Source organism: Cryobacterium sp. MDB1-18-1 (genome assembly GCF_004402735.1).
In the GTDB taxonomy this organism is placed as follows: domain Bacteria; phylum Actinomycetota; class Actinomycetes; order Actinomycetales; family Microbacteriaceae; genus Cryobacterium; species Cryobacterium glucosi.
The window spans coordinates 89,753-113,005 of record NZ_SOFR01000044.1; the positions used below are offsets into that span (position 1 = coordinate 89,753).

A 23,253-nucleotide genomic window follows, 5' to 3' on the forward strand; every position below is an offset into this window, starting at 1 on the left:
TTATGAAGCTACAGAAAATGGCTGTGCTCGGATCTGTGCTTGTCATCGCTATTGGGCTCGGGGGGCTCTCGCTGGCCGTGATCACCCAGGCGGATCTCCTCCGGGATCAGGGATCGACGATCCGCAACCAGGGCGATACGATCCAAGACCTCGCGTCCAATTACGATGCGCTCTACACCCAGGTCAGCGACTCGGGCGCCGTCCCCGTCGCCCCGCCGGCCGATGTCGTGGTCGACGCTGCCCCGCTCTCCTACACTCAAGGCCAACGGGGCTTCACCGGCGATACCGGCGCGTCCGGGCGTCAGCCGACGAGCGAGGAAGTGGCGGCATCTGTCGCCAGTTACTGCCTGATCCACCTCGACTGCAGCGGCGCGAAGGGCGACCAGGGCGCCATCGGACCAGTCGCACCACCTCTCATCCCCGTCGACGGGCGAGACGGTCAGGCCGGCGCAACAGGCGCGACTGGCGCTGTGGGCGCGACTGGTGCTGATTCGACGGTCCCTGGCCCCATAGGTCCCCCTGGCGTCGGTATCGCCTCTGTCACCTGCCACACCGACGGCTACTGGTTCTTCACCCTCACTGACGACTCGACTCAGACCGTCGCCGGCCCCTGCCGCGTCGACGAAATCACCACCACCCCGACACCCACACAAGGAGCTACCCCGTGATCTCGTTCGCATTCAACCTCTCCCTTCTCCTCTGGCTGCTCATCGCCGTGATCCTGCCGATCCTCGTCGGCCTCGTCACCACAAAGGAAACCAGCCCCGGCCGGAAGGCCATCTACCTCGCCGCGCTCGCGCTCGTCGCTGGCCTCCTCGCGCAGCTGCTTGCCGCCATCCAGGCCGGCGTCACCTATGACCTCTTCACGGGTCTGATCCAAGGCCTCGGAGCCTTCCTCATCGCGGTCGCCCTGCACTTCGGCCTGTGGAAGCCCACCGGGGTCGCGGGTGCTGCCCAGACCTTCGGCGCCACCAGCACTGACGCAGCCCACGCCGCGTAACTACCCGAGCTAGGAGCCGTCATGCCCGATTTTCTGCCCACCCCACCGCTCCTCGACGGCTCCGAAGAGCTGACCAATGGGAGTGTCTTCGCTCGAGCATCGACCACATTCGGAACGGCTGCAGGAATCGTGACCACGGCGACGTCCAAGGGCGTCGTGAAGGACGGAATCCTCTACAACGAGGACGAGTCCGGCCCGTTCGCGATCGCGCCGGCTACTACTACTGCTGCTCCGATGGAGATCGTCCTGATCCTCGACTCATGGCGAGGCGAGCGGATGCAAACAGCCATCTGGACGCGGACTGTCATCGTCCCCAACACCGCGACAGTGTCGTGGAACGACCTGGTCGACGTCGTGCCACCGGCCAGCCCCGGCAGCTACGTAATCCCAGTCTGGGTCACGGAGCTCCTCGAGGCTCGCGCGGCCGCTGCCGCATCGGCAGCCGCGGCCGCTACGAGCGCCGCCGCGGCCGAAACAGCGCGCGCAGCAGCAGTCGTGGCCAAAACAGCCGCGCAGGCCGTCCCAACGACCACGGATGGCCTGATGAAGGGTGTCCTAGGGAATGCAGCGAGCGTTACTCGGGTGCAGGAGGACGCCCGGCTATCTGCCACGTATGCACCCAAGGCCGGTCCCGGATCGCCAATCGCAGTATCGGTCGCGATGACCATCGCTCTCGGAAGGAACTAGCCCATGCCCACCGACCTCATCCTCGTTTCGAGTCTCACGCCAACGAACCTCACGGCCGTCACTCTTCCGTGCGTACTTGCGGCATCACCGTCAGTGCAGGGTTTCCCGGTCACGGCAACCTCAGGTGGAACACTCGCGGCCGGCACCTACGGCTATCGGGTATCTGCGCTCATCGGCACGGCAGAGACTCTTGCAGCACCCACCATCGTCGGGACGACAACCGGCACAACAGGCATGGTCACCCTGTACTGGCTCGCAGTCCCGGGCGCGACAAGTTACAAGGTCTACGGACGCACCAGCGGCAGCGAACTCCTCATGGCAACAGTCGCCGCCCCGGCCACCTCATGGGCCGACACCGGCTCCGTTACCCCTGCCGGCGCGCTGCCCACCCTCTCGGCGTTCGCTGAGGTAACCGCTACGCCGGGGCTCTGGACGCCACCCACTGGCAAGACTGCGCAGCTGAGCGGGATCGTCGTATCGAACCCCACGGCGTACGCCGGGAATGTCTTCCTGTCTGTGGTGCACGCGGGCGGCACGGGCGGTGCTACAAACCGCGTCCTCGGCGGCAACCTGTCCCGCCCGGATGCCTTCGCCGGTGTCCCCGACATTGATATCGTGCGCTCCCACGTCCTCGCACCGGGCGACTTCATCACCGGATACGCCACGGTCCCCGGCCTCATCCTGACATTGGATGGGGTGCTGTCCTCGTGAGCGGCATCCCCAACGCAGCAGTACTCCGCCAGATCCACCGCTCGCGAACGGTCCCGAATGGGCTTGCCCTGTTTGGGGACTCGATCACGTTCAACGGCGGCCGCCACGCCGTCAACCCAACGACGTACAAGGACATCGGATTCTGGACGTGGGCGCAGTTCCTTCTCGGGCACGCCTTCACATTCCTCGGCAACTTCGGGGTGAGTGGCGAAAAGACGACGCCCATGCTGAACCGCCTCAACGATGTGGTGAACGTCCGGCCCGGCTGGGTGCATATCCTGATGGGCACAAATGACGTAAACAATGGCATCGACATTTCGGTCACGATCGCCAATCTCGACTACGTGCTGAATTACTTCGAGACTGCCGGCATCCGGGTGATCCTGGGCACAATCCCGCCGCAGAACACCCTCACTGCGACGGGGGCCATGCAGCACCGCCGTCTGAACGCATGGATCCGGATGCAGGGCCACACCCGTCGCAGTGTCGTGATCGTAGACTACTTTGCTGCGCTCGTCAACCCGATCAACGGCAACTACGCCGGCTCCGGGTTCCTCGTGCAGACCAACGACGGCACCCACCCGGCCGCGATCGGTGCCTACGTCATGGGGAAGACACTCGCAGCCGCCTTGCGCGCTGTCGGGATCAACGCCCCGGCCGAGCTCTTCTCCGACGAGGCTGACACGACCAACACGCTCCTCTATGGGCAGTTCTCAGGCGCTGGAGTGGGGGCGGCCCCCACCGGATGGACGGGTTCCACCCCGACCGGTAGTGGCACGGTGGCCTACTCCAAGCCAGCCCGCACTGATATCGCCACCCAATCTCCGGCCGCACGCACGTGGCAGCAACTTCTCCTGGCCCCGTCAGCGCCAGGCGTTGCCACATCGATGACGCTCACCAACTCGAACACTCGGGGCGGGTCGTGGTCGGTGGGCGATACCATCGCAGCCTCCATCGTGGCGAAGGCGACCGCGCTCGATCAGGCCCCGGCAACCCTGACACAGGCGGGTATGTCGTTCTCCGTCCAGTGCCTGAGTAGCGGGTTCGCCGTGCTCGCCCGAGCTGACGACCTCTACTGGGTACCCGGAGTCGCCGGGTACGGGAACCACACCCTCGACGACCGACAGGGCGTCTTCATGACCCCGCCAGTCGTTATCCCAGCCAACACGGTCTATGTGCAGGTGCAGATCACGATCGGTGGTGGCGGAACATACTGCTTCGACCAGGCAGGCATCCAGAACCTGAGCCGCTACGGGCTCACGGCCTAGTTGACTCCGCATACCCGCTCAAAGCTGGAACGGTCGTCTTTGAGCGGGCATACTGGCCAGACGGAATCGCAAGTACCACCGCGAGGGGCACCCATGCCGCCCAAGAGGTGTAGCCGAACGTAAAGAAGGTCGTCGGGACTTCCAGCCACCCAAGGCAGATAAAGACGATTGGCCACATAGCGAGCGTGAGGGAAGTGGTGGTTGGTTTCATATTTCCGAAACGCCAAGACTTCACCAAGATAGCGATGTAGACGAGGGCAAGGGCGGCGGCACCAACAATTCCGGCCACTGTCACGGTGTTCACCCACATGTTATGGCCATGGAACGCGAGGCCGGCGATCGCGGATCTGGTCTCCGAAATGCTGATGTAGATGTCTGATCCCCACCCCAGAAAAGGTCTGGATTTCCAGAGCGCCAGGCTCTCTTCCCAGATAATCCCTCGGGCTGAGAAGGACTTGGCATTCGAGGTCGCAACGAGGATAACGCCGACGGGGATAACGGCTAAGTAGACGAGTAGTTGCGGTAGACCAAGGAGCAGCCTGCTTCCGTCGCCGAGACGTCGGATAGCTACCCAGAGTCCCGCAGCGGCAAGACCGACCGCGACAGCCAGGATGGATGTTCTGGATGCCGTCCAGACAAGAGCGAAGGCGATGACGACCAAGCTGAGTCGCCGCCAGCCGGTGCGTTTGATCAAAAATGCAAACGGAAACCCAAGGGCGAGAACCGTTCCAAGGGTATTCGGATGGTAAAACGGCCCGTTGAGCAGAGTGCTCCCAATGATCGCTTTCGAGTCCGGCACCAGCGCCTGACTCGTGAAGGCCTGCGACGTCGTTAGGGTCATCAAGATACTCAGTACTGACACCCAGGCGGTCAGTATGCCCACGACCCTGAGGATACGAATCTTGTCGGTGTGGTCGAGTACGGCTAGACCAATGGCGAGATAGATGAGGCTCGTAATCGTGAAGGATCGTGTTGCTGCGAAGGACGCGATTGCCAGCGCCAGCCATGGGGCAAGATAAACGACCAGCCATGCGCCGGACCTTGTTCGCCTAATGACGCTTCCCAGGACCGCGATCGCCGACAGCCCATAGACTACATACAGGAGAAGGTCCTTCGACAGCGTCGATAGAGGAGTGGTCACGCTAGCCGAGCCCAGCGTGTCCCCAGGGCGTATCCCAAGCTGCAATTGGAGAAATCCGGGTATGACCGCCCATGCGAATGCAGCAATAGTCAGCGCGATTACTGGATCAAACCTGCCGAAACGGGCGCGTGACTTGGCCCTCAAGCTAGGGGCATCGAGAGTGACCGACATGCGCCCATGCTATAGGAACGCGTCCAATACTCACTTAACTGTTGCATCAGCCGTCGTGGCTACGACTCAGTGCGCTTGGCCCGACCCTGAGCATTCTGGTGCCACGTTATGTAGAAGCCTAGACCGAGCGCTACTAGGGCTCCGAACATCATCATTAGACCGCCGAGGTCAGCCCACATCTGTGAACTCATTCCTGCAATGAGTGAACCGCCATCCTGGGGCACGGGAGTAGCCGCGCTCTGGGCCAACGCCTGTCCCCCGAGAAACGAAATGACCATCCCGCTCAGGAGAGTGACGCCGCTAAGCAACATGAAGAACAGCTCGATGGGTCTGCGCTTCAGGCTTCGGATACCAGATCCAAGGGACTCAAAGGACTTCATGGCTTGAGGTTACTGGACTTGCGTCTACTAGCGCAGAGAACGGGATGCCCCATAGCGACCCATTTAGTTCGGGTCGACCCCGCACGACACTGGCCCCGGCCGTCCTCACTTCGAGGGCGGCCGGGGCCATTCGTCATTGGCTGATTGCACTACGATCACACTCATGGCCACGGGAACTGCACTTATCCTTCCAAGCAAGGGACAGATCAATCGATGCGGTGAGTATTTGGCCGACGCGCAGCGGCAGGGATACCCAGCCGCGTGGTTCGACAGCGATCAGTTTCTTGAGGCGCACTCGGTCATCAGCAACTTTAGAGCTGCGCATCAGCGACCGTTGAGTAGCGTGACCGTCGGACTGCGCCAAATTGTGCGGAGCGAGACGCAGGAAACCCCGCTCGTGTCCCAGCGGCTCAAGCGAGTCCCGCGAATCATTCGCAAGCTGGCGCGCATGGAAAAGACTAATCTTGCGCGCCTTGAAGATATTGGTGGCTGTCGTGCGGTCCTCGATGATGCCGAGACACTCGCGCGAGTCTGGGCGCACGTCGAGAAAACGTGGGGTCAAACAATCGTGCGCAGGCGCGACTACGTCCAGACTCCGAATGCGATGGGTTATCGGGCAATACATCTGACTGTGCAGCGTGGCGGCAGGCGGATTGAAGTGCAACTGCGCACCAAAGGCCAACAGTCGTGGGCGAACGCTATTGAGTCAGCTGACTCCAGTCACAACCTGACGTTGAAGGATGGCAGTGGCCCAGAGAGTATGCTTAAGTATTTCAGTACGGCTGGTGAGGTCATCTATCATCAGGAGTACGGGATTGCTCTCCCGGACGTTCTACGCTCGCAGCTAAACGAGACTACAAACCAAGTCATAACAGAGGGTTACTACAGCAGAAGGAGAGCTTAGAAATGGCAGCCGTAACGGTGCATTTTCTTCTCGTCTACAGCCACAAAGATCAGAAATTGGTTCAACAGGACGAGTTCAAGGACTCGACCAAGGCGACCAAGGCCTATGCGGAAGCCGAGAAGCAGCACATGAACAGTGAGGACTATGAGATCGTTCTCATTGGTTCTGACAGTATCCAGACGATCATGAAGACGCACGGACACTACTTCAGATCGGAAAGTAACCCGTTGTTTGCGGAGCTCCTGCTTACCGCCTAAGCAATGACCACCTCGACCCGGGCGGCTCTCATCAAGAGCTGGCCGGGTCGTTTTTCGTTAACGACCATTCACTGGCCCGACGGGCCCGTGCGCGACGACGTCGTACAGCACGGCGTCGTTGGCGGATCGTAGGTCGTCGAAGTGGCCGACTAGCTCACGCTCGGCGCTCTCGATTGCCCATGTCACGGCACGGAACTTCTCGACCCTCGCACTGCTCGCGTGGTCGGTGACGAGAACGCGGCGGATGACCGCCTTCGGCAGGACAGGGGCGTTGCGCATGCAAAGCCATTCGTCGCGGCTGTAGCGGATGGGTTTCGGCATCGACATCGCGGCTCTCATAGGAAGGCAGAGTGCACCGGCCCGCGCTAAGCCGATTCTACGAGGTCATCCGCGCGAGAGCACAGCGGTGCGGCAAGACGGGCACTCCCAGAACGGGTGCGACATCGTGCCGGCCACCATGCACCGGGCTAGGCAGGCCGGACAGTTCGGTGGGTCCAGCTCCGTGAGGTCGTCCATGCCGCGAGACTACGCCCCCACTGCCACCTATCTAGTTGGCAGTCGGGGCTTTTCAATCGTTTATGCCGCCTTCTGCCCAGTCCCGGGTTCCTGGAAGCGAACGACGAGGCGGGTGACGCGGCCGGAGCGCTCTCGCAGGGTGATACCTGGCAGCAGGGCAACGCTCTGGTGCATCTGGGCCGTAGTGACCTCAGTGTAAAGCTGCGTAGTGGCCAGCGAAGCGTGACCGAGCATCTCCTGGACGACGCGGATATTCACACCCTGGTTGAGCAGTTCGGTGGCGTAGAAGTGTCGGAAGCTGTGTCCGGTGAGTCGGCCAGCGGGGAGGCCAGCCTGGCGGATGGCGTAGGAGACTCGGTCGCTGGCGCTCTTCATGAGGATGTGCCCGCCGCCGGTGGGGAACTGACGGTTTTTCGTGGGCGAGGGGAACCACCATCCGCGGCGCGGGTATCGGGTCGCTAGCTCCTGGAGTACGGGGTGTAGGGCGATGACGTGCTCAACGCCGCCCTTGCGGATGGTGAACAGCTCGCCGACTTCCCAGTCGATGTCTTCGCCGCGGATCTTGACGATTTCCCCGATGCGGAGGCCGGAGAGTGCCGCGATGATCATGATGTCGCGGGTGCGGCGGTAGGAGCCCCCGTCGAGGATGTGGTCGACCTGTGCCTGGCGGAAGGGGCGGGGCTTGCGGCGGGGACGTTTGATGCGGTGGAGCGCGGCCGCTGGGTCGTCATCGCGGCGGCCGGTCGTGTGGAGCCAGGCGAAGAACGTCTGGAAGTAGGAGCGCTCGGTCATCTTCGTGCCGGCGGCGAGGGGTCGGCCGGTGCGGTAGTTGTCGCGGCCGAGGTATGCCTCGAGGTGGTCGAGGGTTACGGTGTGGGGTTCCTGGTCGCTGCGGCGGGCGAATTGTCGGAGGCATTCTTCGCGGTTCGCGATCGTTTTCGACGTGAGGTTCGCTGCGCGTTGGTGCGTGGCGAAGGCCTCCAGAGATTGGTCCCAGGTTGTCTGACGCATTGTGTTCCCCCCATCGAGCGCGGCATTGGTACCGCTAGAGAAGATTTAGCGGTTGAGTGAATGTCGGGTCAAATCATCAGTGGAATTTTGTCGGTCGTCGCGGACGGCTTCGGGGAGCCGCGTGAATATTCTGAGGATTTCTTACGGTAGCTGGTTGTCGATGGGTGGCCCGGCGATCAGGATAAATGTGCCGTTGGAATAAGAGCTGGTCACGGGTCTGACGTCTCCGTTGGTGCGGACTAGGACCTCTTCTTGCATGGCGCGGCCGTCTTCGGCATGGCCAGCGATCGCACCGAGCAGTTCCCAGACCTTCATGACTAGGCCTTGCTGGCCTGCAGGGCGCGGGATTCCTCGAGCAGGTTGGAGCATCCACCGGCGTACCATGACGTCGGTGTGAGCGTCGGCCGGCCTTCGGCGTCGAGGAAGATGGCGCCGTGGTTCTCGGAGTGGAGTCGGGCCGCAGCGGCCGCGATTTCCCAGGCATGCCATGCGTCCGTTGAGTAGGCGACAGAGCCGCTGCACTCTTCGCACCAGGCCTCGACACCGTGGGTGTCGGCCACAACCTCGCAGCTCATCAGTTCACCGCAGTCAGGATCGGGACGGCCGTGACGGTGCGGGTGAAGTCGCCGACGGTTACGATACCGCGGGCCGGCGCCGTCAGCAGCCGCAGCGGCTCCGGCTCGTCCTCGACCAGGCTCAGGATCCGCGGCGAACCGTCGCCCCTATAATCCTTGGGTCGTCGGTTCGAGCCCGACGGGGCCCACTCTTGTGTTAGCAGCAGTATGCGCGCAGCGGTTGCGGTGATAACACTCTCGTGTTAGCGTCAGTCACATGAGCACACGATCAGTGATAATCGACGCGACGGCCGAGTTGCTGGCGCAGTCCCCTGGCGGGGACATCTCGACGCGCGCCGTGTGCGAAGCGGCGGGAGTGCAGCAACCGGTCATCTACCGGCTGTTCGGCGACAAGGAGGGCCTGCTCGCGGCCACGGTCGATCAGGTCTGGGACCAGTACCTGGGCATGAAGCGCGCAGCCGAGGAATCCGCCGATCCGTTGAGCGACCTGCGGGCCGGCTGGGACAGCCACAATGCGTTCGCCCTCGCCCAGCCGAACGCCTACCGGCTCCTGTTCGGGTCAGGATCCGTCGCCAAGGCGGAATCAGCGAACGAAGCCATGCGACTCCTCCAGAGCGTGCTCGAACGCCTGGCCGCGCAGGGACGGCTGCGCGTTGCTCCTGAGATCGCGGCACGGGTGGTGATGGCGGCGAATACCGGAGTCGCTCTCGCCCTGATCCTCCGCCCTGCGCTCTATCCCGACCCGGCCATTTCGTCGATAATGCGTGACATCGTCCTCGGCGGGCTGGTATCCGACACCGCGCCCGCTCCGGACGCCGGCGAATCCGCCCGCATTGCGGCGATCACCCTCCGCACGAGCCGTCCCACCCTGCCCCCTGCTCTCTTCACGGGCCGCGAGGCCGGGCTGCTCGACGAATGGCTGGAGCGCATCCAGTCCTCGTCGCCCTCCGACTGACAGCCAGCCCCACCGCAGGTCTTCAGGCGTCCCGCCGGGGCGTCATCCGTCGCGCCCGAAACAGGGCGCGCACCACCGCAGTGCAACAGAAAGCGAATCCCCCATGAGTACCATCGGCACCAATCCCACCATCCAGGGCTCCCGGGTCGCCCTCGTCACCGGCGGGTCCGGCGGCATCGGACGCGCCGTCGTCGAGCGACTTGCAGACGACGGCTTCGCCCTCGGCGTGCACTACGCCGGCAACCAGGCGAAAGCCGATGAGACCGCCGCCGCGGTCAAGGCCGCGGGCGGCCGCGCCATCGCGATCGGCGGCGACGTCGCCGACGAGGGAGCCATGTCGGCCGCGTTCGACGCGGTGGAGGCGGAGTTCGGCGGGATCGACGTCGTCGTGAACACGGCAGGCATCATGCTCCTCTCGCCGATCGCGACCCTCGACCTCGCCGACCTCGACCGGATCTACCGCACCAACATCCGTGGCACCGTCGTGATCTCCCAGCAGGCGGCCCGCCGGGTCCGCCCGGGCGGAGCGATCATCAACTTCTCCACCTCCGTCACCCGCACCCAGTTCCCCGGCTACGGCGCCTACGTGGCGAGCAAGGCCGCGGTCGAGAGCATCACGCTCATCCTCGCCCGTGAACTGCGCGGCAAGGACGTGACCGTCAACGCGGTCGCCCCCGGCCCGACCGCGACCGCCCTGTTCCTGAACGGCAAGGACGAGGCCACGATCACGAACCTCGCCGCGGCCGTCCCCCTGGAAAGGCTCGGCCAGCCCACCGACATCGCCGAGACCGTCGCGTTCCTCGCCGGCCCCGCCCGCTGGGTCAACGGCCAGGTCATCTTCACCAACGGCGGGCTCGCCTAGCCCCCGCTGACTCCCATGCGGCCGCTCCGTTTGCGCCGCTTCTCGGCATAGAGCTCCTGGTCCGCGCGCTCGCGGATGCTGTGGGCGTCATCTCCGGGGCGGGCTTCTGCCAGTCCCGACGACCAGTCCAGACCGCCCGGTGCGGAGATCCGCGCGAGCATCTCCCTGGCCTGCTCCACCGTCGTGGACGTCATCAGCAGCAGGAACTCATCACCGCCCAGGCGCACGACCGAGTCATAGGGTCGCGTGTTGCGTCTCAGGCAGCCCGCGAAGGCCACCAGCACGCGATCCCCTTCCGCATGCCCGTGCTCGTCGTTGAGGCGTTTGAAGTCATCGAGATCGAGAATCGCGACGGTCATCGGTTGCCCGGTACGCGTTCCCCTGGCGAGCTCGAGGTCGAGACGGGCATCCAGCCCCGACCGGTTCAGGACGCCGGTGAGCGGGTCGGTGGTGATCTCCCGGTCGAGCTTGGCCCGCAGATACCCAGCGGCCTCCCGGCAGAAGAGCGACGCGAGAGCCAGGTTGACCCAGGTGATCTGGACGGCGTCGAAGGGATTCACGGCGAGCGCGATGCCGGAGGCCCCGAACGCGAATCCGACCGCCAGTCGCGACACGAACGGACGGTAGAACCAGCCGAGATAACAGGCGAACATCGGGTAGAGCACCAGGTTGTTCACCGACAGGATCGGGGCAGTCGAGACCGCCATCTGCAGCGCGGTCACCGCGAAGAACACGAGGGTTCCCGCGAGCCCGACCCAGCGCGGGAAGCGGGCTCCGAACGCGACGGGCAGCGCGGAGACGACGGCGGCCACGAGGGTCCAGAGCCAGGTCCACAGCGAGCCGAGCCCGCCCCCTGCCGAGGTCGCAGCATCCACCAGGCCGCTGATGACGATGACGAAGCCGGCGGCCGACGTGACGTAGGCGAACGGCGGGATCAGCGAGGCCGCCGTTGGACCGCTCTCTCGCCGCACGTGTCTTCTCCCGATCCTCAGGCCATCGGCCCGAGCCGCTCGAATGGGCACACCCATTCGTACTACGCTCAGGCTATCGCCCCACCAACGGATGCCCGGCACGAGGAGTCGCAATGCCCAGGAAGGTCAAGTGGCTCGAGGAGCCCATCCCGGAGAACTACCCGAAGGCGGCCGACTACCTGCGGTTGCTCGTGAACGAGCACGCGGTCGAGGCGACCTCGCTCGCCCTCGAGGCAGCGCCCATCACCTTCCACAAGGCCAAGGACATCCTGCGCGCCGCCGGTCTCCCCCTGCTCACGCCGGAGAACCCGCACGTCGCCAATTACCTCAGGCTGATCCGCGAGGGTCGCCGGCTGGGCCCGATCCTGCTCGTGCGCGGCAATCTGCCTGCCGCGGTTCCGCTGCACATCGCGGATGGCTACCACCGCGTCTGCGCGACGTACCTCACGAACGAGAACACCGACATCCCGGTTCAGCTGGCGGACCTGACGCTCTAACCGCGCCCATGGTGCACTGCCGGTTGCCTGTCCGGACACCCCGATGACGTTCCAGACCCTTGCGATCATCTCCCTGGTCGGCCTGCTCGGCCCGCTGCTGGCGACCCCGCAGCGCTGGCGGGTTCCGGTCATGCTCGGCGAGCTCCTCGCTGGAATCCTCGTCGGCCGCACCGGGCTCGGACTCGTCGACTCGAGCGATCCGACCCTGACCCTGCTCGCTGACGTCGGGTTCGCACTGATCATGTTCGTGGCAGGCACCCACGTTCCGGTGCGTGATGCCGGTATCCGTTCGGCGCTCGGCAAGGGCACGGCCAGGGCCGGTCTGGCCGCCGGCATCGCGATCGTGCTCGGCGTGGCGACGGCGGTGCTCTTCGGTACCGGCCATGCGCCACTGTATGCGGTGCTGCTCGCGTCGTCGTCTGCGGCGCTCGTGCTGCCGGTGATCGACTCGCTGAAACTGACCGGCCCGTCGGTGCTGCAGGTGACCGCGCAGGTCGCGATCGCCGACGTCGCTGCGATCGTCGCCCTGCCGATCGTGATCGACCCGGCCAATGCAGGCTCGGCCGCGCTCGGCGCCACAGCGGTCGCGGCATCCGCGGCGCTGCTGTATCTCGTGCTGTCGCGACTCGAGAAGAATGGCGCCCGGCTCCGACTGCACCGGGTGTCCGAGGACCGCAAGTTCGCCCTCGAACTGCGGGTGCAGCTGACGATCCTGTTCGCGTTCGCCGCCCTCGCGGTGGTGAGCCACGTCTCGATCATGCTCGCCGGGTTCTCCTTCGGGCTGGCCGTCGCGATGGTCGGAGAGCCGAGGCGCCTCGCCCGGCAACTGTTCGCGATCGCCGACGGCTTCCTCGGGCCGCTCTTCTACGTGTGGCTCGGCGCCTCGCTCAACGTGCTCGACCTCCTGACCCGGCCCGGAATGGTCCTGCTCGGTCTCGTCCTCGGTCTCGGCGCCGTCGTCGCGCATGCCTCGGCCCGGCTGCTCGGCCTGCCACTGCCGTACGGTCTGCTTGCGGCCGCCCAGCTCGGCGTGCCGGTTGCGGCGGCGACGATCGGGACCCAGCTGAAGCTGCTTGCGCCTGGCGAGGCGGCCGCTCTGATCCTCGGCGCCCTGATCACGATCGGTGTCGCGACCGTGGCTGCGGGCGTCGCCTCCAGGAGGCAGGCCGGGCGACCGCCCGGGGAATTCTCGGGGAGCACACAGCGTTGACACGGTCAGCACTCGGGCTCAGCCGCCAGACTTGTCGCTCCGCAGTCGCGCCACGCGCGCTGCGGGCACACAGCGGAGCGGGAGCTGCGGGGTGACGCGACAATTCAAGGAGGTCGCACGTGGAAAGAATTAACGAAGAAGTCGAGACCGAAACCGGCACCATCGAAAAGTACCGCCGGCACGCGAACGGACGCGGACTGGTCTCCGGCGGGGCGCGGGTCGATCCGTCCGCCTTCATCTCCGGAACGGCATACGTCGAGAGCGGAGCCAAGGTGGGTGCGGAGGCCTGGATCGGACCGGGCAGCTGGATCGACCACAACGCCCTTGTCGGAGCGCGGGCCTTCATCGGCCAGAACGTGCACGTCGGCGTCGACGCCGTGATCGGCGCGGCCGCCCGTCTCGGAAGCCACTCCCGGATCGGAGACGGCGCCCGGGTACAGAGCGGAGCCGTCGTCGACCGTGACATCCGGATCCCGCAGGGCGGCATCGTGACCGCCGCGGCACGCGCGCAGGCACGACCGACCGGGACGCGGCATCCGCTCGATACGGAAGCGCCGACCCGCTTGCGCCGCGCCGCCTGAGCAGCCACCGTGACCGGGCGAGGCCCCGACCGGGTGATACCGGTCGGGGCCTCGCCGCGTCGGGCCACGGAGGCTCCGCTCTGCTCTGGTCTACTTTGCGTAGACGCCCGGCTTAGAGGAGGGTGACGGCGGCCTGGGCGACGGCGAAGATCGCGAGCCCCGCAAGGGAGCCGACGACGGTGCCGTTGATCCGGATGTACTGGAGGTCGCGTCCGACCTGCAGCTCGATCTTCTCGCTCGTCTCCGCGGCATCCCAGCGTTCGACCGTCTCGGTGATGACACCGGCGATCTCGTCCCGGTAGGTCCGCACGAGGTACGTGACCGAGTCGGCGATCCAGCGATCGATGCGCCCTCCGAGCGCGCCGTCGCCGGCGAGCCGCTCGCCCACCTCGATCACGGTCGCACGGATGCCGTCCCTCAGGTCGCTCGACGGGTCGCCGAGCGACGCCACGAGGGACACCTTCACGGCCTCCCAGGTCTCGCTCGCGAACTCGCGCAGGCGGGCGCTGTCCAGGAGCTCGAGCTTCAGGGTCTCGACCCGGTTGATCATCGCCGGGTCGTGCTCGAGGTCGTCGGCCAGCTCGACGAGGTAACGGTCGATGGCCTCGCGAAGCGGATGCGCGGCATCCGCCCGCACGGCGGCGACGAACCCGAGTACCTCGCGGTGCGCCCTGTCGTCGACGAGGCGGTCGACGAAGCCGGGGAGCCAGCCGGGCAGCCGAGCGGACACGGCCTTTCCGAAGGCCTCCGGGTGGGCTTCGAGCCAGGCCTCCGCGCGATCCAGGAGCAGGTCGACGACCGCGTGCTGCTGCCCGGAGGCGAGCAGGCGCGCGCCGACCCTGCCGATCGGCGGCGCCCACTCCGGACGCACGAGGTGCTCGCGCGCCACGGTCTCGATGAGGTCCTTGATCGCGTCGTCACTCAGGAGAGTGAGCAGCCCGGTGCCGGCGACGGAGATCTCCTCGGTGAGCCTGCTGGCGTTGTCTGGCTGCTTCAACCAGGTGCCGAGTCTCCTGGACACCCCGATCGAGTCGAGCTTGCCGCGGACGACCTGCTCGGAGAGGAAGTTGGTGCCCACGAATTCGCCGAGGCTCGCGCCGATCTCGTCTTTGCGGCTCGCGATGATGTTGGTGTGCGGGATGCGCAGGCCGAGCGGATACCGGAACAGCGCGGTCACGGCGAACCAGTCGGCGAGGGCGCCGACCATGCCGCCCTCGGCGGCGGCCCTGACGTAGTGCAGTGCGGGAATACGATCCTGCAGCGCAAACGAGACCGCGAAGACGAGCGCCATCAGGAGGAGCAGCGCGAGGGCGAGCCGCTTCATCCTGACCAGCGCCACCAGCCGGGCCGCGTCTGCGGGGCTGAGCACGGCGGTACGGCGCCGCCTGGTGCCGCGGGGCTTCGGCCGACCGGGTGTCGACCGGCCCGGCGTCGGTTCGCGCGTCAGCGCCATGGATGCGAGCCTAGGCCTGGAATCCGGTCGGGCGGATGGCCCAGCGCACGGTCCAGGACTCGTCCGGCGCGAGCCAGCGGAGGCCGGCCCCCGAGTTGAAGGCGTCGGCGGGCGCGGTCATCGGCTCGATCGCGACGGCACGGCCGGGCATGGCGCTCGCGCCATCGCTCGCCGTGACGGGGAACTCGGTCGGGGTGAAGACCTGCACGTACCGCATGTTCTCGTCGCCCCAGACGGTGACCCTGCGGCCGTCCGGAGCGGTGAGCGAATGCTCGCGTCCGGCGCCGCCGAAGGCGTCGTCGAGCGCAAGATCGGCGACGCGCACACCGGCACGGAGGTCGTAGCCGGTGCCGCCGACCGGGGTGTCGACACCGGTCGGGTTGAGCCGGGCATCCACTTCGAGGTGCGTGTCCGCGTCGACGCGCAACACGAGGTCCTCTGTGGGGACGTCGCCGATCTTGAGGTACGGGTGCACGCCGATGGCCACGGGGGCGTTCTCTGTGCCGACGTTGTGGACGGTGTGGGTGACCTCGAGGCCCGTGTCGGTGAGGGCATAGGTCACGCTCGTGTCGAGCTGGAACGGGAAGCCGGACTGGGGGAACACGGTCGCGGCGAGGGTCACCGCCGCAGCGTCCCGCTCGACGAGGCGATACGGGGTGAAGCGGAGGAGTCCGTGAATGGCGTTGTTCAGGAGGGGCTCGGTGATGCTGAGCTGCTGCCTGTCCTCGCCGTGCCGCCAGATCCCGTCGCGGATGCGGTTGGGCCACGGCACGAGCACGATGCCCGCGGACATCGGCGGCTCGACCTCCGCAGCGAAGGTCTCCACGAGGTCTATGCCGTTCAGGGCATAAGCTCGGATCCCGGCGGCGACCTCGGTGATCGTCGCCGTGGCCCGCCCGTCCGGGGTCTCGTGTGTCAGTTCGTACTGGGTTCCGGTGGCTGCGCGCATGGGACCAGCCTATTCGCCCTGGAGCACGGTGAGTCCGGCCTCGCGGAGCCGGGCCAGCGCATCGGGGTGCGCTGCGGCATCCGTCAGCAGGGAATCGAAGGCATCGAGGGGGCCGACCCTGCCGAGGTGCACCCGGCCGAGCTTGGAGCCGTCCGCGACCACGATCGCCCGGGTCGCCGCCTGGAGCATGAGGGTCTTGACGCCGGCTTCCGGCAGGTTGATGTTCGTGACCCCGCCTCCCGCGTCGACGCCGTTGCAGCCGATGAAGGCGAGGTCGGCGTGGACCTGGCTGAGCACGGTCGCGGCGAGCGGCTCGACGAGGGAGTGCTGCAACGGCCGGAGCGAACCGCCCGTGACGATCACCGTGAAGCGCGGGATGGCGGGCTCGAGCTCGAGGGCGATGCTGAGCCCGTTGGTGATCACGACGACGTCGCTCAGCTCGGAACGGGCGAGCAGGGCACGGGCGATGGCGAGGTTGGTCGTGCCGACGTCGAGGATCACGCTCTGCCCGCTCACGACGAGGGATGCGGCGAGCGCCCCGATCTGCTGCTTCGGTATCACGGATGCCCCGAGCGACTCTTCGAAAGAGGGCTCTGTGTCCGCGGCGAGCGTCGACCCCTGGGCCAGCGCGGGCACCGCTCCCCCGTGCACCCGGTGCACGAGCCCCTCCGTCTCGAGGGCGTCGAGGTCGGCGCGCGCGGTGACCCCGGACACACCGAAGGCCTCGCGCAGCTCACTCACCCGCACGAAGCCGCGCTCGTCGACGAGCCGGCGGATCTGCTCCCTGCGCTGGTACTGCGGGAGCAGCTCGCGGTCTGCCGGCGTCTCGAATGTCATAACCCTATCTTCGCTTACTTTCTTTTAGTTATCAATTAGAAACTGCTGGTTTCGGTTGCGCAGATCCGCTAACGTGGTGAGGGTTATGGACACCGTCATGGATAGCGCAGGCTTCGTCGCCGCACCCGGAATCACCCGTCACCACCACACCCTGGCCGACGGCCGGGACCTCATCTACTTCGACGACCCGGACACGCGGCTCTCGCCCGAACGCGCCGCCGATACCCGCCAGCTCGACCCGCGCCCGCCGACGGCGAGCATGCGCCAGGACCCGCTCAGCGGCGAATGGGTCTCGATCGCGTCTGCACGCCAGAACCGGGTGTTCCTGCCGCCGGCGAACCTCGACCCGCTCGCGCCGTCGACGCCGGAGAACCCGAGCGAGGTACCGAGCAACTACGACGTCGCCGTGTTCGAGAACAAGTCGCCGTCCTTCGGGCCCTTGCTCACCGACGCGAACGCGCCGGCAGGGCTCGCCGAGCTCTCCGAGATCGGCCTCGGGCGCACCCGCACCTCGGTCGGGCGCTGCGAGGTCGTCTGCTTCAGTCCCGAGAACGAGGGCTCCTTCGCGAGCCTCTCCGTCACCCGGGCCCGCACCGTGATCGAGGCATGGGCCGAACGCACCCACGTGCTCTCGCAGCTCCCGGGCATCCAGCAGGTGTTCCCCTTCGAGAACCGCGGCGAGGCGATCGGCGTGACGCTGCGGCATCCGCACGGCCAGATCTACTCGTACCCGTACGTCACCCCACGTACCCAGCGCGTGATCGCGTCGCTCGAAACCTACGGTCCCACTCTCTTCGCCGACGTGCTCGCGAGCGAACAGGCCGCCGACCGGGTCATCATCCGCGGCGAGCACTGGACCGCGTTCGTGCCCTTCGCGGCCCGCTGGCCCATCGAGGTGCACATGCTGCCGCACCGCCAGATCCCCGACTTCGCGGCGACGAGCCTCGCCGAACGCGACGAACTCGCGGTGCTCTACCGGCGGCTCCTGCGCGGCATCGACGCGATCTATTCGACGCCGACACCGTACATCGCGGCGTGGCACCAGGCCCCCGTGCACACGCACCGGGACGACATCCGCCTGATGCTGCAAGTCACGAGCCCGCGCCGGGCAGAGGACAAGCTGAAGTATCTCGCCGGATCGGAGGCTGCGATGGGTGCGTGGATCGGCGACGTCACTCCCGAGCAGGCGGCTGCGGGCATCCGTGCCGCCGTCGAACGGTCGATGGCCGCGGATGCCGCGAGCGAGGCCCGCGCATGAGCGCCCTCGATTCCGCAGCGACCGCAGGTTTCGCCAAGCGCTTCGCCGGCGAGCCGGACGGCCTCTGGTCGGCGCCCGGACGGGTGAACCTGATCGGGGAGCACACCGACTACAACGACGGCTTCGTACTGCCGTTCGCGATCGACCGGCGCACCGTGATCGCGCTGGCTGCGAGCAACGACCGGCTGATGCGGGTGGCGAGCTCGTTCTCCGACGAGATCGTCGAGGTCTCCCTCGACGGGCTGACCCCCGACATCCTCGCGGGCTGGTCGGCGTACCCGCTCGGAGTCGCCTGGGCGCTCGGCGAATTCGGGGCGCCGCTGTCGACGGTGGCCGGTTTCGACGTGTACATCGTCTCGGACGTGCCGATCGGGGCCGGCCTGTCGTCGTCGGCGGCGATCGAGAGCGCGATCGCGGTCGCCCTCAACGACGTCTGGGGGCTCGGCTTCGACCGGCGCACCCTCGCCCGGGTGGGCCAGCTCGCCGAGAACCGCGCCGTCGGGGCGCCGACGGGCATCATGGACCAGTCCGCCTCCCTGCTCGGAGAGAAGGACTCCGCGGTCTTCCTCGACTGCCGCACGCTCGAGTCCGAGGTCGTTCCGCTCGGCTTCGACGCGGCGGGACTCGAGCTGCTGATCATCGACACGAAGGTGAGCCACGAGCACTCGACGGGCGGGTACGCCTCGCGCCGGGCATCCTGCGAACTCGGCGCCCGGCTGCTCGGCGTCGACTCGCTCCGCGACCTCGGGGTCGTCGACCTCGCGCGGGCCGCTGAGCTGCTCGACGACGAGACGTTCCGCCGGGTGCGGCACGTGATCACCGAGAACCAGCGGGTGCTCGACACCGTGCGCACGCTGCGCGAGTCCGGCCCGTCCGCGATCGGCGCGCTTCTCGACGCCTCGCACACCTCGATGCGCGACGACTTCGAGATCTCGGTTCCCGAACTCGACCTCGCGGTCGTCGCGGCGCGCGGCGCGGGTGCCGTCGGCGCGCGGATGACGGGAGGCGGCTTCGGCGGTGCCGCGATCGCGCTCACGCCGCACGAGCTGATCCCCGCGGTCACCGCTGCGGTCCGGTCCGCGTTCGCGGATGCCGGGTTCGGCGCCCCGGACACCTTCGTGGTGCGCGCGGCCGACGGCGCCGGCCGCGAGGGCTGACCCCTCCCCGGCTTCCCCTTCCTGCACATCGGTCCGGCCGCTGCGGCGCTTTCAGTAGAACACTGGGCGGCGCGGCAGCCGGCCCGGAACCTGCAGGAGTTATGCCGATTCGGGCGGGATGACGGGCGTGGCCGTTCCTGCAGTGATGCGGAGCAGTTCGGCAAAGCTGGTCGGGAAGACGGTGTGGGCGTGGCCGGCAGCCGCCCACACTTCGGGATACCCGTCCAGGTCCACGTCGACAAGGGTGCGGAGCGGCCGCGGGTGCCCGACCGGCGCAACGCCGCCGATGACCTGCCCGGTCGCGCTCTTGACGAGTTCCTTCGACGCCCGGCCGATCGTGCCGCCGAGCCTCTCGCCAAGCCACTGCGTGTCGACGCGGTGAGCTCCAGAGGTCAGCACGAGCAACGGCTCGCCGTCGAGGGTGAAGACGAGGGAGTTGGCGATCGCGCCCGGCTCGATGCCGAGGGCGTCGGCGGCCTGCTGCGCGGTCGTCGCCGCCTCATCGAGCCAGCGGATGTCCGGCGCGAGCCCGAAGGCGGCGAGCGCCTCCCGCACGCGGTCGACGGCGGGGTGTGCGGTGTTCACCATCGCGCCAGCCTATCCCGTCCCGAATTCAGGAGTTGCGGCCCGTTTCGGGTCGCACAAGCGCTTTCCCGGGGCCAGGACTGCTCAACTCCTGAATTCGGCGCAGGCCACTTCTGGAGTTGAGACAGGGGAAGGGCGCGGGACGGATGCCGCACTAGGCTGGCGCGTATGACTGCAGACAGCGCCGCCCGCATCATCACTCTTCCCGACCGGCCGGGGCCGAGCATCGCGGACTCCGCGTTCGTCGCCCCTGGTGCGGTGCTCGTGGGGCATGTGATCCTCGCCGAACACGCAAGCGTCTGGTACAACTCGGTGCTGCGCGCGGAGGCGGAACCGATCCGGATCGGGGCAGGCTCGAACCTGCAGGACAACGTCTCATGCCACGTCGACCACGGTTTCCCGCTCATCGTGGGCCGGGACGTGTCCGTCGGGCACGGCGCGGTGCTTCACGGCTGCGTCGTCGAGGACGGCGCCCTGATCGGAATGAAGGCGACCGTGCTCAACGGCGCCGTGATCGGGACGGGTTCCCTCGTCGCGGCCGGGGCCGTCGTGCTGGAGGGCACGATCGTGCCGTCGTACTCGCTCGTCGCGGGGGTCCCGGCCAAGGTACGCCGACCCCTGACGGATGCCGAGGTCGCGGGCATCCGCCAGAATGCCGCGAACTACCTCGACCACGCCGCCCTGCACGCTTCCGCCCTCGCCTGACCCGCCCGGGACGGCCGGGCCGGTTCCGTGAGGTGTCGCATATCGACGTTAAACGTCGACGCGAAGGTCGATATGCGACACCTCAGCGATCACGCGAGCGTTTCCCGGGGGCGACGCGGCGGGTGCTGGGAAGCGCGGGGCTGGGCTAGAGCAGGGCGCGCTCGGCGGCCTTGACCACGTTGCCGAGCAGCATGGCGCGCGTCATCGGTCCGACGCCGCGGGGGTTCGGGGAGAGGTAGCCTGCGACCTCTGCGACGTCGGGGTGCACGTCGCCGGTGAGGACGCCCTTGCCGGTGACGGGGTCGACCAGGCGGGTGATGCCGACGTCGAGAACTGCGGCGCCCGGCTTGATCCAGTCAGCCTGGACCAGGTGCGGCACACCGACCGCGGCCACGACGATGTCCGCGCGGCGGACCTCCTCCGGCAGGTCGACCGTGCGCGAGTGGGTGAGGGTGACGGTCGCGTCGAGGCCCTTGCGGGTGAAGAGCAGGCCGAGCGGCCTCCCGACGGTGAGCCCGCGGCCGATCACGACGACCTTGCGGCCGACGATCGGCACATCGTAGCGGCGTAGCAGCTCGACGATCCCGGCCGGCGTGCACGGCAGCGGCGAGCTGAGCTTGCCTTCGATGCCGAGGACGAGCCTGCCGAGGTTGGTCGGGTGCAGGCCGTCCGCGTCCTTGGCCGGGTCGATCAGTTCGAGCATGGCGTTCTCGTTGTGGCCGACGGGAAGCGGCAACTGGATGATGTAGCCGGTGACCTCGCGGCTGGAGTTCAGGTCCTTGATCGCGGCGCGGACATCCGCGGTCGTCGCCGATGCGGGCAGGTCGATACGGATCGACTCGATGCCGACTTCGGCGCAGTCGCGGTGCTTGCCCGCGACGTACGAACGTGAACCCGGGTCATCGCCCACGAGCAGGGTGCCGAGCCCGGGAACGATCCCGTGCGCACGCAGCTCGGTGACACGGGCGATGAGTTCGGTCTTCACGGCGGACGCGGTCGCGACTCCGTCGAGGGTGATTGCCGTCATGCGTGATCCAATCGTTTGGTGCTTTCGAGCGCGGTTGACCCCCGCGTTCGCCGAACCAATTCGACGGAGTTTCTGGTCGAAAACCCCGAAAACGGGCTTCCCACGTGCGTGTTTCCCAAAAACTCCGTCGAATTCGTCAGGGGGTGGTGGTGCAGGATGCGGCGTGCGCTACTGGTGCAGGCCGGGGTACAGCGGGAAGGCCTCGGTGAGCGTCTTGACCCGGGCGCGGAGCGCCTGCACGTCGGCGCCGGGCTTGAGGGCCTCAGCGATGACGTCGGACACGACGGTGAACTCGGCGTCGCCGAAGCCGCGGGTCGCGAGGGCGGGCGTGCCGATCCGCAGGCCGCTCGTGACCATCGGCGGGCGCGGGTCGAACGGCACCGAGTTGCGGTTGACCGTGATGCCGACCTCGTGGAGGGCATCCTCGGCCTGCTGTCCGTTGATCTCGGAGTGGCGCAGGTCGGCGAGCACGAGATGCACGTCGGTGCCGCCGGTGAGCACGTCGACGCCGGCGGCGCGCGAGTCGTCTGCCGTCAGGCGGGCGGCGAGGATGCTGGCCCCGCGCAGGGTGCGCTCCTGGCGTTCCTTGAATTCCGGCTCGGCCGCGAGCTTGAACGCGGTCGCCTTGGCGGCGATGACGTGCATGAGCGGACCGCCCTGCTGCCCGGGGAACACGTTCGAGTTGAGCTTCTTCGCGAGCGCGGTGTCCCGGGACAGGATGAAGCCGGACCGGGGGCCGGCGAGGGTCTTGTGCACGGTCGAGGACACGACGTCGGCGTGCGGCACCGGTGACGGGTGCAGGCCGGCGGCGACGAGCCCGGCGAAGTGCGCCATGTCGACCCAGAGCAGGGCGCCGACCTCGTCCGCGATCGCGCGGAACGCGGCGAAGTCGAGGTGGCGCGGGTATGCCGACCAGCCGGCGATGATGACCTTCGGCTTGTGCTCGAGGGCCTTGTCGCGGACGACGTCCATGTCGACGAGGAAGGTGTCCGGGTCGACGCCGTACGCGACCGGGTTGTAGAGCTTGCCGGAGAAGTTGAGCTTCATCCCGTGGGTGAGGTGGCCGCCGTGGGCGAGCTCGAGGCCGAGGATGGTGTCGCCGGGCGTTGCGATCGCGGAGAGCACGGCGGCGTTCGCCGTGGCGCCGGAGTGCGGCTGCACGTTCGCGTACGCTGCGCCGAAGAGGGACTTGGCCCGCGCGATCGCGAGCTCCTCTGCGACGTCGACGAACTCGCATCCGCCGTAGTAGCGACGCCCCGGGTAGCCCTCGGCGTACTTGTTGGTGAGCACGGAGCCCTGCGACTGCAGGATGGCGCGCGGCACGAAGTTCTCGCTCGCGATCATCTCGAGGTAGTCGCGCTGGCGACCCAGTTCGAGTTCGAGGACGGCGGCGATCTCGGGGTCGACGACCTCGAGCGGCTCGTTGAAGGTGGAATGCAGCGTGGTACCAGGCACAGATTCGGACACGGGTCTCCTCAGACTTGAATTAATCGTCGTGGCCCAGGCGTGCGGCCACTAACCGTGTCAGTCGCTCCCCGATGGTGACCCATCTTTCGTGCTACGCCAGTTGCGACACGCAAATCCT

General features: G+C 67.0%; 28 protein-coding genes and 1 riboswitch. Of the genes, 15 read left to right on the forward strand and 13 right to left on the reverse strand.

Translation table 11 applies throughout. The features are described from left to right. Nucleotides 1-2 precede the first annotated feature (2 nt). Genes E3O50_RS19150 through E3O50_RS09990 form a run of 5 tightly spaced genes read left to right on the forward strand, consistent with a single transcriptional unit; the run spans nucleotide 3 to nucleotide 3,666 of the window. On the forward strand, nucleotides 3-668 hold the full coding sequence (locus tag E3O50_RS19150) for a hypothetical protein (protein WP_166790643.1): 666 nt from the start codon (nucleotides 3-5) through the stop codon (nucleotides 666-668). After that, on the forward strand, nucleotides 665-1,000 hold the full coding sequence (locus E3O50_RS09975) for a hypothetical protein (RefSeq protein WP_241975331.1): 336 nt from the start codon (nucleotides 665-667) through the stop codon (nucleotides 998-1,000). Before E3O50_RS19150 ends, E3O50_RS09975 begins: the two co-directional genes overlap by 4 nt. A gap of 21 nt (nucleotides 1,001-1,021) precedes the next feature. After that, the gene (locus E3O50_RS09980; protein ID WP_134558946.1) at nucleotides 1,022-1,687 is read left to right on the forward strand and encodes a hypothetical protein; all 666 of its coding nucleotides are present in this window, start codon (nucleotides 1,022-1,024) and stop codon (nucleotides 1,685-1,687) included. A gap of 3 nt (nucleotides 1,688-1,690) precedes the next feature. Next, nucleotides 1,691-2,398, forward strand: a complete 708-nt coding sequence (locus tag E3O50_RS09985; protein ID WP_134558948.1) for a hypothetical protein — start codon at nucleotides 1,691-1,693, stop codon at nucleotides 2,396-2,398. Beyond that, nucleotides 2,395-3,666: an SGNH/GDSL hydrolase family protein gene (locus tag E3O50_RS09990; RefSeq protein WP_166790644.1), complete on the forward strand. Its 1,272-nt coding sequence runs from the start codon at nucleotides 2,395-2,397 to the stop codon at nucleotides 3,664-3,666. Before E3O50_RS09985 ends, E3O50_RS09990 begins: the two co-directional genes overlap by 4 nt. Here the strand turns inward: E3O50_RS09990 and E3O50_RS09995 are convergent. Together E3O50_RS09995 and E3O50_RS10000 are read right to left on the reverse strand one after the other, a co-directional pair. Continuing rightward, nucleotides 3,656-4,978 (reverse strand): O-antigen ligase family protein, encoded by a 1,323-nt coding sequence (locus E3O50_RS09995; protein WP_134558952.1) that lies wholly within the window; start codon nucleotides 4,976-4,978, stop codon nucleotides 3,656-3,658. The genes E3O50_RS09990 and E3O50_RS09995 overlap by 11 nt on opposite strands. 59 nt (nucleotides 4,979-5,037) lie before the next feature. Continuing rightward, nucleotides 5,038-5,358 carry a hypothetical protein gene (locus E3O50_RS10000; protein WP_134558954.1) on the reverse strand — a complete coding sequence of 107 codons (321 nt, stop codon included), beginning with the start codon at nucleotides 5,356-5,358 and terminating at the stop codon, nucleotides 5,038-5,040. 163 nt (nucleotides 5,359-5,521) lie between these two features. Between E3O50_RS10000 and E3O50_RS10005 the strand changes: the two genes are divergently transcribed. Beyond that, nucleotides 5,522-6,262 carry a RelA/SpoT domain-containing protein gene (locus E3O50_RS10005; RefSeq protein ID WP_134558956.1) on the forward strand — a complete coding sequence of 247 codons (741 nt, stop codon included), beginning with the start codon at nucleotides 5,522-5,524 and terminating at the stop codon, nucleotides 6,260-6,262. 2 nt (nucleotides 6,263-6,264) lie between these two features. After that, nucleotides 6,265-6,519 carry a hypothetical protein gene (locus E3O50_RS10010; RefSeq protein ID WP_134558958.1) on the forward strand — a complete coding sequence of 85 codons (255 nt, stop codon included), beginning with the start codon at nucleotides 6,265-6,267 and terminating at the stop codon, nucleotides 6,517-6,519. A gap of 57 nt (nucleotides 6,520-6,576) precedes the next feature. Here the strand turns inward: E3O50_RS10010 and E3O50_RS10015 are convergent, their stop codons facing one another. The 4 genes from E3O50_RS10015 to E3O50_RS10025 form a co-directional block, all read right to left on the reverse strand. After that, nucleotides 6,577-6,846: a hypothetical protein gene (locus E3O50_RS10015; protein WP_134558960.1), complete on the reverse strand. Its 270-nt coding sequence runs from the start codon at nucleotides 6,844-6,846 to the stop codon at nucleotides 6,577-6,579. 249 nt (nucleotides 6,847-7,095) lie between these two features. Continuing rightward, nucleotides 7,096-8,046, reverse strand: coding sequence for a site-specific integrase (locus tag E3O50_RS10020; RefSeq protein ID WP_134558962.1), 951 nt, complete (start codon nucleotides 8,044-8,046; stop codon nucleotides 7,096-7,098). Between the two features lie 141 nt (nucleotides 8,047-8,187). Next, the gene (locus tag E3O50_RS19155; RefSeq protein WP_166790645.1) at nucleotides 8,188-8,361 is read right to left on the reverse strand and encodes a hypothetical protein; all 174 of its coding nucleotides are present in this window, start codon (nucleotides 8,359-8,361) and stop codon (nucleotides 8,188-8,190) included. Nucleotides 8,362-8,363: 2 nt separating this feature from the next. Then, nucleotides 8,364-8,621 carry a hypothetical protein gene (locus tag E3O50_RS10025; protein WP_134558964.1) on the reverse strand — a complete coding sequence of 86 codons (258 nt, stop codon included), beginning with the start codon at nucleotides 8,619-8,621 and terminating at the stop codon, nucleotides 8,364-8,366. A 256-nt stretch (nucleotides 8,622-8,877) separates the two neighbouring features. Here E3O50_RS10025 and E3O50_RS10030 point away from each other — a divergent pair, with 256 nt between their 5' ends. Both E3O50_RS10030 and E3O50_RS10035 read left to right on the forward strand, forming a co-directional pair. Then, nucleotides 8,878-9,576 (forward strand): TetR/AcrR family transcriptional regulator, encoded by a 699-nt coding sequence (locus E3O50_RS10030; protein WP_134558966.1) that lies wholly within the window; start codon nucleotides 8,878-8,880, stop codon nucleotides 9,574-9,576. Between the two features lie 103 nt (nucleotides 9,577-9,679). Beyond that, on the forward strand, nucleotides 9,680-10,438 hold the full coding sequence (locus tag E3O50_RS10035; RefSeq protein WP_134558968.1) for an SDR family oxidoreductase: 759 nt from the start codon (nucleotides 9,680-9,682) through the stop codon (nucleotides 10,436-10,438). On the opposite strand, the gene E3O50_RS10040 is transcribed toward E3O50_RS10035, so the two are convergent. Next, nucleotides 10,435-11,409, reverse strand: coding sequence for a GGDEF domain-containing protein (locus tag E3O50_RS10040; RefSeq protein ID WP_166787423.1), 975 nt, complete (start codon nucleotides 11,407-11,409; stop codon nucleotides 10,435-10,437). The two genes, E3O50_RS10035 and E3O50_RS10040, sit on opposite strands and share 4 nt — an antisense overlap. 113 nt (nucleotides 11,410-11,522) lie before the next feature. On the opposite strand from E3O50_RS10040, the gene E3O50_RS10045 reads away from it, so the two are divergent. The 3 genes from E3O50_RS10045 to E3O50_RS10055 all read left to right on the forward strand — a co-directional run bounded on the left by E3O50_RS10045 (nucleotide 11,523) and on the right by E3O50_RS10055 (nucleotide 13,697). Continuing rightward, on the forward strand, nucleotides 11,523-11,906 hold the full coding sequence (locus tag E3O50_RS10045; RefSeq protein WP_134450003.1) for a hypothetical protein: 384 nt from the start codon (nucleotides 11,523-11,525) through the stop codon (nucleotides 11,904-11,906). 43 nt (nucleotides 11,907-11,949) lie between these two features. Then, on the forward strand, nucleotides 11,950-13,116 hold the full coding sequence (locus tag E3O50_RS10050) for a cation:proton antiporter (protein WP_134450002.1): 1,167 nt from the start codon (nucleotides 11,950-11,952) through the stop codon (nucleotides 13,114-13,116). Nucleotides 13,117-13,235: 119 nt separating this feature from the next. Further along, nucleotides 13,236-13,697, forward strand: coding sequence for a hypothetical protein (locus E3O50_RS10055; protein ID WP_134450001.1), 462 nt, complete (start codon nucleotides 13,236-13,238; stop codon nucleotides 13,695-13,697). 112 nt (nucleotides 13,698-13,809) lie between these two features. Here E3O50_RS10055 and E3O50_RS10060 read toward each other — a convergent pair whose 3' ends face one another. From E3O50_RS10060 to E3O50_RS10070, 3 genes are read right to left on the reverse strand one after another with little or no spacing between them, the layout of a single operon-like run. Further along, nucleotides 13,810-15,150, reverse strand: a complete 1,341-nt coding sequence (locus tag E3O50_RS10060; RefSeq protein ID WP_134558970.1) for a DUF445 domain-containing protein — start codon at nucleotides 15,148-15,150, stop codon at nucleotides 13,810-13,812. A 10-nt stretch (nucleotides 15,151-15,160) separates the two neighbouring features. Beyond that, nucleotides 15,161-16,099, reverse strand: coding sequence for an aldose 1-epimerase family protein (locus E3O50_RS10065; protein WP_134558972.1), 939 nt, complete (start codon nucleotides 16,097-16,099; stop codon nucleotides 15,161-15,163). Between the two features lie 9 nt (nucleotides 16,100-16,108). Beyond that, on the reverse strand, nucleotides 16,109-16,936 hold the full coding sequence (locus E3O50_RS10070; RefSeq protein WP_134558974.1) for a DeoR/GlpR family DNA-binding transcription regulator: 828 nt from the start codon (nucleotides 16,934-16,936) through the stop codon (nucleotides 16,109-16,111). A 97-nt stretch (nucleotides 16,937-17,033) separates the two neighbouring features. On the opposite strand from E3O50_RS10070, the gene galT reads away from it, so the two are divergent. Beyond that, nucleotides 17,034-18,194, forward strand: coding sequence for a galactose-1-phosphate uridylyltransferase (galT, locus tag E3O50_RS10075; protein WP_134449997.1), 1,161 nt, complete (start codon nucleotides 17,034-17,036; stop codon nucleotides 18,192-18,194). Next, nucleotides 18,191-19,351 carry a galactokinase gene (gene galK / locus E3O50_RS10080; protein WP_134558976.1) on the forward strand — a complete coding sequence of 387 codons (1,161 nt, stop codon included), beginning with the start codon at nucleotides 18,191-18,193 and terminating at the stop codon, nucleotides 19,349-19,351. Before galT ends, galK begins: the two co-directional genes overlap by 4 nt. 99 nt (nucleotides 19,352-19,450) lie before the next feature. Here the strand turns inward: galK and E3O50_RS10085 are convergent, their stop codons facing one another. Then, a complete protein-coding gene (locus E3O50_RS10085; RefSeq protein ID WP_134558978.1) occupies nucleotides 19,451-19,939 on the reverse strand; it encodes a YbaK/EbsC family protein in 489 nt (162 codons plus the stop codon). A 165-nt stretch (nucleotides 19,940-20,104) separates the two neighbouring features. Here E3O50_RS10085 and E3O50_RS10090 point away from each other — a divergent pair, with 165 nt between their 5' ends. Next, the gene (locus E3O50_RS10090; protein ID WP_134558980.1) at nucleotides 20,105-20,641 is read left to right on the forward strand and encodes a gamma carbonic anhydrase family protein; all 537 of its coding nucleotides are present in this window, start codon (nucleotides 20,105-20,107) and stop codon (nucleotides 20,639-20,641) included. Between the two features lie 145 nt (nucleotides 20,642-20,786). On the opposite strand, the gene E3O50_RS10095 is transcribed toward E3O50_RS10090, so the two are convergent. Continuing rightward, entirely contained in the window at nucleotides 20,787-21,668 is an 882-nt protein-coding gene (locus E3O50_RS10095) for a bifunctional methylenetetrahydrofolate dehydrogenase/methenyltetrahydrofolate cyclohydrolase (protein ID WP_134449993.1), read from the reverse strand. A 168-nt stretch (nucleotides 21,669-21,836) separates the two neighbouring features. Then, a complete protein-coding gene (glyA, locus tag E3O50_RS10100; RefSeq protein ID WP_134449992.1) occupies nucleotides 21,837-23,135 on the reverse strand; it encodes a serine hydroxymethyltransferase in 1,299 nt (432 codons plus the stop codon). 24 nt (nucleotides 23,136-23,159) lie between these two features. After that, nucleotides 23,160-23,249: riboswitch (ZMP/ZTP riboswitch) on the reverse strand. Nucleotides 23,250-23,253 lie beyond the last annotated feature (4 nt).

Coding starts and splice junctions, on each gene's coding strand:
- E3O50_RS10045 (WP_134450003.1), top strand. CDS start 11,523: ATGCCCAGGAAGGTCAAGTGGCTCGAGGAGCCCATCCCGGAGAACTAC.
- E3O50_RS10090 (WP_134558980.1), top strand. CDS start 20,105: ATGACTGCAGACAGCGCCGCCCGCATCATCACTCTTCCCGACCGGCCG.
- galK (WP_134558976.1), top strand. CDS start 18,191: ATGAGCGCCCTCGATTCCGCAGCGACCGCAGGTTTCGCCAAGCGCTTC.
- E3O50_RS10005 (WP_134558956.1), top strand. CDS start 5,522: ATGGCCACGGGAACTGCACTTATCCTTCCAAGCAAGGGACAGATCAAT.
- E3O50_RS10085 (WP_134558978.1), bottom strand. CDS start 19,939: ATGGTGAACACCGCACACCCCGCCGTCGACCGCGTGCGGGAGGCGCTC.
- E3O50_RS10095 (WP_134449993.1), bottom strand. CDS start 21,668: ATGACGGCAATCACCCTCGACGGAGTCGCGACCGCGTCCGCCGTGAAG.
- E3O50_RS09985 (WP_134558948.1), top strand. CDS start 1,691: ATGCCCACCGACCTCATCCTCGTTTCGAGTCTCACGCCAACGAACCTC.
- E3O50_RS09995 (WP_134558952.1), bottom strand. CDS start 4,978: ATGTCGGTCACTCTCGATGCCCCTAGCTTGAGGGCCAAGTCACGCGCC.
- E3O50_RS10050 (WP_134450002.1), top strand. CDS start 11,950: ATGACGTTCCAGACCCTTGCGATCATCTCCCTGGTCGGCCTGCTCGGC.
- E3O50_RS10000 (WP_134558954.1), bottom strand. CDS start 5,358: ATGAAGTCCTTTGAGTCCCTTGGATCTGGTATCCGAAGCCTGAAGCGC.
- E3O50_RS09980 (WP_134558946.1), top strand. CDS start 1,022: ATGCCCGATTTTCTGCCCACCCCACCGCTCCTCGACGGCTCCGAAGAG.
- E3O50_RS19155 (WP_166790645.1), bottom strand. CDS start 8,361: ATGAAGGTCTGGGAACTGCTCGGTGCGATCGCTGGCCATGCCGAAGAC.
- E3O50_RS10015 (WP_134558960.1), bottom strand. CDS start 6,846: ATGTCGATGCCGAAACCCATCCGCTACAGCCGCGACGAATGGCTTTGC.
- E3O50_RS10070 (WP_134558974.1), bottom strand. CDS start 16,936: ATGACATTCGAGACGCCGGCAGACCGCGAGCTGCTCCCGCAGTACCAG.
- E3O50_RS10035 (WP_134558968.1), top strand. CDS start 9,680: ATGAGTACCATCGGCACCAATCCCACCATCCAGGGCTCCCGGGTCGCC.
- E3O50_RS10025 (WP_134558964.1), bottom strand. CDS start 8,621: ATGAGCTGCGAGGTTGTGGCCGACACCCACGGTGTCGAGGCCTGGTGC.
- E3O50_RS10060 (WP_134558970.1), bottom strand. CDS start 15,150: ATGGCGCTGACGCGCGAACCGACGCCGGGCCGGTCGACACCCGGTCGG.
- E3O50_RS10030 (WP_134558966.1), top strand. CDS start 8,878: ATGAGCACACGATCAGTGATAATCGACGCGACGGCCGAGTTGCTGGCG.
- E3O50_RS10065 (WP_134558972.1), bottom strand. CDS start 16,099: ATGCGCGCAGCCACCGGAACCCAGTACGAACTGACACACGAGACCCCG.
- E3O50_RS10010 (WP_134558958.1), top strand. CDS start 6,265: ATGGCAGCCGTAACGGTGCATTTTCTTCTCGTCTACAGCCACAAAGAT.
- galT (WP_134449997.1), top strand. CDS start 17,034: ATGGATAGCGCAGGCTTCGTCGCCGCACCCGGAATCACCCGTCACCAC.
- E3O50_RS19150 (WP_166790643.1), top strand. CDS start 3: ATGAAGCTACAGAAAATGGCTGTGCTCGGATCTGTGCTTGTCATCGCT.
- E3O50_RS10020 (WP_134558962.1), bottom strand. CDS start 8,046: ATGCGTCAGACAACCTGGGACCAATCTCTGGAGGCCTTCGCCACGCAC.